The 8,187-nt window shown below is 73.6% G+C and carries 8 protein-coding genes; 7 read left to right on the top strand and 1 reads right to left on the bottom strand.

The window, feature by feature from the left end; all coding sequences use genetic code 11:
* Positions 1-182 precede the first annotated feature (182 nt).
* The 3 genes from ACFV0O_RS20600 (at position 183) to ACFV0O_RS20590 (ending at position 3,674) form a co-directional block, all read left to right on the top strand.
* A complete protein-coding gene (locus tag ACFV0O_RS20600; RefSeq protein WP_380343640.1) occupies positions 183-1,586 on the top strand; it encodes a dipeptidase in 1,404 nt (467 codons plus the stop codon).
* Positions 1,587-1,655: 69 nt separating this feature from the next.
* Positions 1,656-2,597 carry an NAD(+) diphosphatase gene (nudC, locus tag ACFV0O_RS20595; RefSeq protein ID WP_360259540.1) on the top strand — a complete coding sequence of 314 codons (942 nt, stop codon included), beginning with the start codon at positions 1,656-1,658 and terminating at the stop codon, positions 2,595-2,597.
* 237 nt (positions 2,598-2,834) lie between these two features.
* On the top strand, positions 2,835-3,674 hold the full coding sequence (locus tag ACFV0O_RS20590) for a GntR family transcriptional regulator (protein WP_380343637.1): 840 nt from the start codon (positions 2,835-2,837) through the stop codon (positions 3,672-3,674).
* 29 nt (positions 3,675-3,703) lie between these two features.
* Here ACFV0O_RS20590 and ACFV0O_RS20585 read toward each other — a convergent pair whose 3' ends face one another.
* A complete protein-coding gene (locus ACFV0O_RS20585) occupies positions 3,704-3,961 on the bottom strand; it encodes a mycoredoxin (RefSeq protein WP_030236313.1) in 258 nt (85 codons plus the stop codon).
* Between the two features lie 164 nt (positions 3,962-4,125).
* Between ACFV0O_RS20585 and ACFV0O_RS20580 the strand changes: the two genes are divergently transcribed.
* From ACFV0O_RS20580 to ACFV0O_RS20565, 4 genes are all read left to right on the top strand, one after another.
* A complete protein-coding gene (locus ACFV0O_RS20580) occupies positions 4,126-6,393 on the top strand; it encodes an ATP-dependent DNA helicase UvrD2 (protein WP_380343634.1) in 2,268 nt (755 codons plus the stop codon).
* A 261-nt stretch (positions 6,394-6,654) separates the two neighbouring features.
* On the top strand, positions 6,655-7,113 hold the full coding sequence (locus ACFV0O_RS20575; protein ID WP_380343632.1) for a hypothetical protein: 459 nt from the start codon (positions 6,655-6,657) through the stop codon (positions 7,111-7,113).
* Positions 7,114-7,280: 167 nt separating this feature from the next.
* Complete coding sequence (locus ACFV0O_RS20570; protein WP_380343629.1) at positions 7,281-7,649, top strand: WhiB family transcriptional regulator; 369 nt, start codon at positions 7,281-7,283, stop codon at positions 7,647-7,649.
* Positions 7,646-8,044: a hypothetical protein gene (locus ACFV0O_RS20565; protein ID WP_360259533.1), complete on the top strand. Its 399-nt coding sequence runs from the start codon at positions 7,646-7,648 to the stop codon at positions 8,042-8,044. Before ACFV0O_RS20570 ends, ACFV0O_RS20565 begins: the two co-directional genes overlap by 4 nt.
* Positions 8,045-8,187: the final 143 nt, after the last annotated feature.

Raw genomic sequence — 8,187 nt, 5'->3', positions numbered from 1 at the left:
GGCGCGCAACCCCGTCTCCGCGCACCCGCGGGGCGGCGGGGGGGGGGGCGCCCCGGCCCCCCCCCCCGCCCCCCCCCCCGCGCCGGGGCGGGGGGGGGGGCCACGGAGGTTACAGCCCCGGGAGCGCCCGGTACCCGGACGGCCGGGGCGGGCACCCGCACGGGCGAACTACAGTCGTCGGTATGACGAGAACCCCGGACAGCGCCGTCCGCTCCTACATCGACCGGCACCAGGCCGCCTTCCTCGCCGACCTGGCGCAGTGGCTGGCCATCCCCTCGGTCTCCGCCGACCCGGAGCGCGCCGGCGACGTGCGGCGCTCCGCCGAGTGGCTGGCCGCCAAGCTGCGCGACACCGGCTTCCCGGTCGCCGAGGTGTGGGAGACCGACGGGTTGCCGGCGGTGTTCGCCGAGTGGTCGTCCGGGGACGCGTCCGCGCCCACCGTCCTGGTCTACGGGCACCACGACGTGCAGCCCGCCGCCAAGGAGGACGGCTGGGACACCGAGCCGTTCACCCCGACCGTGGTCGGCGACCGGCTGTACGCGCGCGGCGCCGCCGACGACAAGGGCCAGGTGTTCTTCCACACCCTGGGCGTGCGCGCCCACCTGGACGCGACCGGCCGCACCGCGCCGGCCGTCAACCTCAAGCTGCTGATCGAGGGCGAGGAGGAGTCCGGCTCGCCGAACTTCGCCGACCTGGTCCGCCGCGAGGCCGACCGGCTGGCCGCCGACGTGGTCGTCATCTCCGACACCGGCATGTGGTCGGCCTCCACGCCGACCGTGTGCACGGGCATGCGCGGTCTCGCGGACGCCCAGATCGACCTGTACGGGCCGGACACCGACATCCACTCCGGCTCCTTCGGCGGTGCCGTCCCCAACCCGGCCCAGGTCGCGGCCGAGCTGGCCGCCGGCCTGCACGACGCCGACCACCGGGTGGCGGTCCCGGGCTTCTACGACGGCGTGGTCGAGCTGACCGACCGCGAGCGCGAGCTGTTCGCCGAGCTGCCCTTCGACGAGGAGCAGTGGCTGAAGGTCGCCAAGTCGTACGGCACCCGGGGCGAGGCCGGCTACTCCACCCTGGAGCGGATCTGGGCCCGCCCGACCGCCGAGGTCAACGGGATCTGGGGCGGCTACACCGGCCCCGGCGGCAAGACCATCGTCCCCGCGTCGGCGCACCTCAAGCTGTCCTTCCGGCTGGTCGCCGGTCAGGAGGTGGAGAAGGTCCGCGACGCGGTGCGGGCCTGGGTGGCCGAGCGGGTGCCCGAGGGCGTCCGGTACGAGCTGGTCTTCCCGGGCGCGACCCGGCCCTGCCTGACCCCGTTGGACCACCCGGCGCTGCAGTCCACCGTCCGCGCGATGGGCCGGGCCTTCGGGCAGAAGATCCTCTTCACCCGCGAGGGCGGCTCCGGCCCGGCGGCCGACCTGCAGGACGTGCTGGGCGCGCCGGTCCTGTTCCTCGGCATCTCGGTGCCCTCGGACGGCTGGCACTCGGTCAACGAGAAGGTCGAGCTCGACCTGCTGGCCAAGGGCGTGGAGACCGCCGCGTACCTGTGGGGCGACCTGGCCGAGAACTTCCGGCCCGGCGCGTGACCGACGCTCCGCACACCGAGGCAGTCAGATCACTCATCCGGATGATTCACCACGTGGGGATGGAACGACGTGAGCACCGTGCCTGAGACCGAGCGCCCGCTGCACCTGGCCCTGGCCAGGGCCGGGGTGGACCGGGCGGCCGAGCACCGGTTCGACGAGCCCTGGCTTGCGGCGGCCTGGAGCCACCCGAACACCCGGGTGCTGCCGATCGCCGGCGGCGAGGCGTTCGTGGTCGACACCGCGAAGGGCACCGAACTCGTGCTGCTGCCGTCCTTCGAGGCGCCGCAGACCGGCGACCGGTACTTCCTCGGCACCGACCAGGACGGCGTCTCGTACTTCGCGCTGGCCGGCGAGAGCCTGCCGGGGCGGCTGGACGGCGACGCCCGCCCGGCCGGGCTGCGCGAGGTCGGCGGGCTGCTGTCGGACCGGGACGCCGGGCTGCTGGTGCACGCGGTCGCGCTGGAGCACTGGCACCGGCTGCACAGCTTCTGCTCGCGCTGCGGGCACCCGACCGAGAAGGCCGGCGCCGGGCACGTGCGGCGCTGCACCTCGTGCGCGGCCGAGCACTACCCGCGCACCGACCCGGCGGTGATCATGGTGATCACCGACGAGCAGGACCGCTGCCTGCTCGGCCGCCAGGCGCTGTGGCCGGAGGGCCGCTGGTCGACCCTGGCCGGCTTCGTCGAGCCGGGGGAGTCCATCGAGCAGGCGGTGGCCCGCGAGGTGCACGAGGAGGCGGGCGTGCGGGTCGGCGAGGTGCGCTACGTCGCCAGCCAGCCGTGGCCGTTCCCCTCCAGCCTGATGCTCGGCTTCGCGGGCAAGGCGGTGCCGGGCGGCACCGACATCACCGTGGACGGCGAGGAGCTGGCCGAGGCGCGCTGGTTCTCCCGCGAGGAGCTGAAGGCCGGGATGGAGGCGGGCGAGATCCTGCCGCCGTCCGGCATCTCGATCGCGCGGCACCTGGTCGAGCTCTGGTACGGCGAGCCGCTGCCCCCGGCGGCGCGCTGGTAATTCGGTGCGGGGGTTCCGCCGGGCGGGGCCTCCGGGGAAAGGGGGCGTGCGACCAATGTCGCGCGCCCCCTCTTTTCTTTTCAATCCCTTCCCGAATTCCACACCACCTTCTGTTCGTATCCGGACGGGCCAGTTCTGCTACCGGAACACGGTCCGGGAGGGTCGTCGTCAACCCGCACGGACGACATTGCCGGAAACGGCTGAAACCGCGTCACCGCGCTCGCTACATTCACTCGGGTGACAATCCCCCGGGGCACCGCCCAATCGCCCAAATACCAGCGCCTCGCCGCCGACCTCCGCCGTCGGATCGCCGAGGGCGAGTTCACCGCCGACGCCGCCCTGCCGGTCGAGAGCGAACTGGAGCGCCAGTACGGCGTCGCCCGCAACACCGTCCGCCTCGCCGTCGACGTCCTGGTCAACGAGGGCCGCCTGGTCCGCCTCCAGGGAAAGGGCACCTACCTGCGCGAACACCCGGTCCTGGACCACCGCGCCTTCGGCCCGACCCCGACCCCCGCGCCGCGCGACTGCCTGGCCGCGCCCTCCGCCGTCTACCTCGGCGAGGCCGCCGAAGCCGGGCGCGAACTCAGCACCGACTTCGAGATGATGATCGTCCGGGCCCGGGTCGACATCGCCGAACGCCTCGGACTGCGCCCCGGCGAGGCCATCGTGGTCCGCCGTCAGCTGCGGCTGCTCGACCGCGAGCCGTACTCCATCGAGGAGAGCCACTACCGGGCCGGCCTCGCCGCCGGCACCCCGCTGATGGAACCCGACCCCGTCGAGGGCGGGGACGAGGCCGTGCTCGCCACCCTCGGGCGCACCGAGGTCGGGGCCGTCGACCACCTCGTCGCCCGGATGCCCGGCCCCGAGGAGGCCCAGTGGTTCCAGGGCGGCCCCGGTGTGCCGCTCATGGTGCAGACCCGCGTCACCTACGACCGCCGCGGGCCCGTGCGGGTCATCGAGACCCGCTACTCGGCCGACCGCAGCCGGCTCGTCTACGGCGTCGGCGACCTCGGCGCGCGCACCAGCCTGCCCGCGCCCGCCGCGCCCGTCGACCCCGCCCGGGCCGACGCGACGTGACGCGCGCCGGCCCGGGCGGCCCGGCCGGATCAGGCCGCCAGGGCCTTCTTGACCTGCAGCAGGCTCGGGTTGGTCATGACGACCCGCTCGCCGCCGCCCACCGGCGTCACCAGCACCGTCGGCACCGTCTGGTTGCCGTTGTTCACCGACTCGACGAAGGACGCCGACGCCGGGTCCTCCTCGATGTTGATCTCGGTGTAGCCGATGCCTTCACGGTCCAGCTGGCTCTTGAGCCGGTTGCAGTAACCACACCAGGTCGTGCTGTACATCGTCACGGTGCCGGACATCGAGGGGGCTCCTTAGGAAGAGGGGTGCGTTCGGTCTCCGGGAGGAACGTCCACCGGACGGCGGGCATTCCGGCCCGCCACCGACCACACTGCGGAGCGATCATCCTGCGATCACACCGGGCCTGTGGACAACCCCGCCCCCGTTGTCCCACCGGGCTGAGAGGATGGAACGCATGCAGGAAGACCTCTTGAGCGGCAGCCCCCACGACGCCTCCCACGGCTCCCCCTGGGCCGACCCCGGCGCCGCCACGGGCCCGGACGCCGTGCTCGCCGGGCTCGACCCCGAACAGCGCGCCGTCGCCACCGCCCTGCACGGCCCCGTCTGCGTCCTCGCCGGCGCCGGCACCGGCAAGACCCGCGCCATCACCCACCGCATCGCCTACGGCGTGCGCAGCGGCGTCTACCACCCCCAGCAGGTGCTCGCCGTCACCTTCACCGCCCGCGCCGCCGGCGAGATGCGCGGCCGGCTGCGCCAGCTCGGTGCCGAGGGCGTCCAGGCCCGCACCTTCCACGCCGCCGCCCTGCGCCAGCTCCACTACTTCTGGCCCCGCGCCGTCGGCGGCCCCGTGCCCCAGCTCCTGGAGCGCAAGGTCCAGCTCGTCGCCGAGGCCGCCGGCCGCTGCGGCCTGCGCGTCCAGCGCACCGAACTGCGCGACCTCACCGCCGAGATCGAGTGGGCCAAGGTCACCCAGACCGCCCCCGAGGACTACCCCGCGGCCGTCGCCAAGTCCGGCCGCGAGGCCCCCCGCGACCCGGCCGAGACCGCCCAGGTCTACCGCGTGTACGAGGAGACCAAGAGCCGCCGCGGCACCATCGACTTCGAGGACGTGCTGCTGCTCACCGCCGCGATCCTGGAGGACCGGCCGGACATCGCCGACCAGGTCCGCTCCCAGTACCGGCACTTCACCGTCGACGAGTACCAGGACGTCTCCCCGCTCCAGCAGCGCCTGCTCGACCAGTGGACCGGGCCCGGCGGCGGCGCCAGCCTCTGCGTCGTCGGCGACGCCAGCCAGACCATCTACTCCTTCACCGGCGCCACCCCCGACTACCTGCTGAACTTCCGCGGCCGCCACCCCGAGGCCACCGTCGTCAAGCTCGTCCGCGACTACCGCTCCACCCCGCAGGTCGTCCACCTCGCGAACGGACTGCTCTCCCAGGCCCGCGGCGAGGCCGCCCGCCACCGCCTCGAACTCGTCTCCCAGCGCGAGGCCGGCCCCGAGCCCGTCTACACCGAGTACGAGGACGAACCCACCGAGGCCGAGACCACCGCCCGCCGGATCAAGGACCTCATCGCCACCGGCGTGCGCGCCAGCGAGATCGCCGTCCTCTTCCGCACCAACGGCCAGTCCGAGGTCTACGAGCAGGCCCTCGCCGACCTCGGCGTCCCCTACCAGCTCAAGGGCGCCGAGCGCTTCTTCGAGCGCCCCGAGGTCCGCGACGCCGGCGTCCTGCTGCGCGGCGCCGCCCGGGCCGCCTCCGACCCCCTCACCGCGGACGCCCCCGACCTCGCCGGCCAGGTCCGCGCGGTCCTCGCCACCCGCGGCTTCACCGCCGAGCCGCCGGCCGGCTCGGGTGCGGTCCGCGACCGCTGGGAGTCCCTCGCCGCCCTCGTCCGCCTCGCCGAGGAGTTCGAGCGCACCCGCGCCGCCGAGGGGCTGGGCACCGACCTCGCCGCCTACGTCGCCGAACTCGACGCCCGTGCCGCCGCCCAGCACGCCCCCGCCGTCGAGGGCGTCACCCTCGCCTCCCTGCACGCGGCCAAGGGCCTCGAATGGGACGCCGTCTTCCTCGTCGGCCTCACCGAGGGCACCCTGCCGATCATCTACGCGAAGACCGACGAGCAGGTCGAGGAGGAACGCCGCCTCCTCTACGTCGGGGTCACCCGCGCCCGCAAGCACCTCACGCTCTCCTGGGCGCTCTCCCGCTCCCCGGGCGGGCGCGCGAGCCGCAAGCCCAGCCGTTTCCTCGACGGGCTGCGCCCCGGCTCCTCCGCACCCGGCGCGCGGACCGGCGCGCGCGGCGGCCGCGGGGGCGTCGAGCACGGCGAGCGCTCCGCCGCCCGGCGGGTCCGCGGACCGGTCACGTGCCGGGTCTGCGACCGGGTGCTCACCGAGGCCGTCGAGCGCAAGCTGCGCCGCTGCGAGAGCTGCCCCTCCACGATGGACGAGGCGCTCTACGAGCGGCTGCGCGAGTGGCGGGCCCGGCAGGCCAAGAAGCAGGGCGCCCCGGCCTACGTGGTGTTCACCGACGCGACGCTGATGGCGATCGCCGAGGACGTGCCCGCCAACCGCCAGGACCTGGCCTCGATCTCGGGGGTCGGTGCGATGAAGCTGGACAAGTACGGGGCCGCCGTGCTCTCGTTGTGTGCGGGGGAGGAGCCCGAGGAGGATCCGGACGGCGTCGAGGACGACGGTCCGGTCGATCCGGCGTGAGCCGGCGCGGGCGCGGTCCAGGGGACTGCTCGGGGACTTCCGAACCGGCTGCGGAGCGCGCCGTGGAACTCACCGCGAAAAATAGTTTGCGCGGCGTACCGGGAGCGCAATAGCCTGCCGGGGCGGTCAAGGGGACGCGATCGCACGGGGTCACACCTGTGCCGAATCCCCCACACCCACACAGCTTCACCGAGACAGACATCCGAACATTCGGAGCCGGGGCGACCTGACTCCGCGAGACGCCGAGAGGAGGCGAAGACAGTGGGAAACATCATGATCACCAAAATGACTGGCCAGACCGTTGTCGCTGCCTCCCTGCGTGCCGCCCGTCTGCGGGCGCTCGCCGAGCTCGGTGGAACCGGTCTGGGTCTCGACACCACCGGTGTCTCCTTCGCCCCCGTTGTCAGTGGTCTTGGACACACTGATCTGTGCCTCACGGGCAGCAGGAGCGTCGAAGGCACCTCGGTCGAGACCGGTCTGTCCCGTGGCTGGGCGTCGTTCGGCACGCCGCGCTCCCTGCGCGACGAGCGACCGACCCAGGCACCGAAGGCAGCCGTAGCCGCCGCCATGCATGGCGGCTATGAGCAGGTCATCGGTGCCGGAAACCCCCAGAAGCAGAACGAGCAGCAGATTAACCAGGCCAAGGCCGCCTTCAACGGCGCCAAGGCCGTCCGGATGTGGGCCTTCCGCGGGCCTGAACCCTGGAGAGAACGAACCTGAGTCAGCCTCAGGTCGGCACCTCCAGGGCCGCGGAACCCGTCACACCGGGATCCGCGGCCCTTCTGTTTTGTCCGGTACGCAAGACCACCCAGGCCCTCCGGGGCCTCCGGCCCAGCACCACCAGTCACCTGGGCCGGAACCACTGAGAAGACGAGGAAGACGCCACAGTGTCCACGGTCATCACGCCGCCCACCCCGTCCGTACCGCCGACAAGCCAGATCACCAAGGCCGACCAGGCCGACCCCCCGGAGGTTCTTTCCATGCAGATCAGCTCGATCGAGCAGGCCGAAGCGCTCGGTCTCCCCATCCCCTGCCGCGCGTTCGACCCCGAGGTCTTCTTCGCCGAGACGCCGGCCGACGTCGAGTACGCGAAGTCCCTCTGCGGCACCTGCCCGGTGAAGGAGTCCTGCCTGGCCGGCGCCCTGGAGCGGCGCGAGCCGTGGGGCGTCTGGGGCGGCGAGCTGTTCGTCCAGGGCGTCGTCGTGGCCCGCAAGCGTCCCCGTGGCCGTCCGCGCAAGACCGAGGTCATGGCGTGAACCCCGCCGACCAGGCCAGGGTCGTCCGCCGGGGAGAGCAGCCCCCGCTGGACAGCGCCCTCCGCCGTTCCGTGCGGATCGCCGCCGCCAAGGCCGATGCCGCAGCCCGAACCCCATTCCCGAGCACGCACCACGAGCAGGACCACCACATGACCCCCGCCGTCGTCGATCCCACCGCCCGCGCCGAGCAGGCCGCAGAACTCCAGACCCAGAACAGGATCCTCGAAATGCAACTCCTCCACGAATCCCTGGCCCGTGCCCATATGCAAGACAGGCTCCACGAGGCCGAGAACCAACGGCTCGTCAGCCGGGTCATCCGGGCCCGCAGGCTCCGGCAGCGGGCCGAGCGGGCCTCGCTGCGGGCGCGCAAGGCGCTCGCCGTGGCGTTGATGTAGAACCCGTGGGCCCGTCGGGCCCCTTCCGTCCGACCCCCGTCGTGGGGGGGGGGGGGGGGCCGCGCCGCGGGGGCGGCCCCCGGGGGGCGGGGGGCGGCCCGCGGGGGGGCTCCCCGGGCGCGCGCCGGCCCCCGCGCCCGGCG

Source organism: Kitasatospora sp. NPDC059577 (genome assembly GCF_042735475.1).
Classification (GTDB): Bacteria; Actinomycetota; Actinomycetes; order Streptomycetales; family Streptomycetaceae; genus Kitasatospora.
This window is presented reverse-complemented; position numbering and strand designations above follow the sequence as displayed.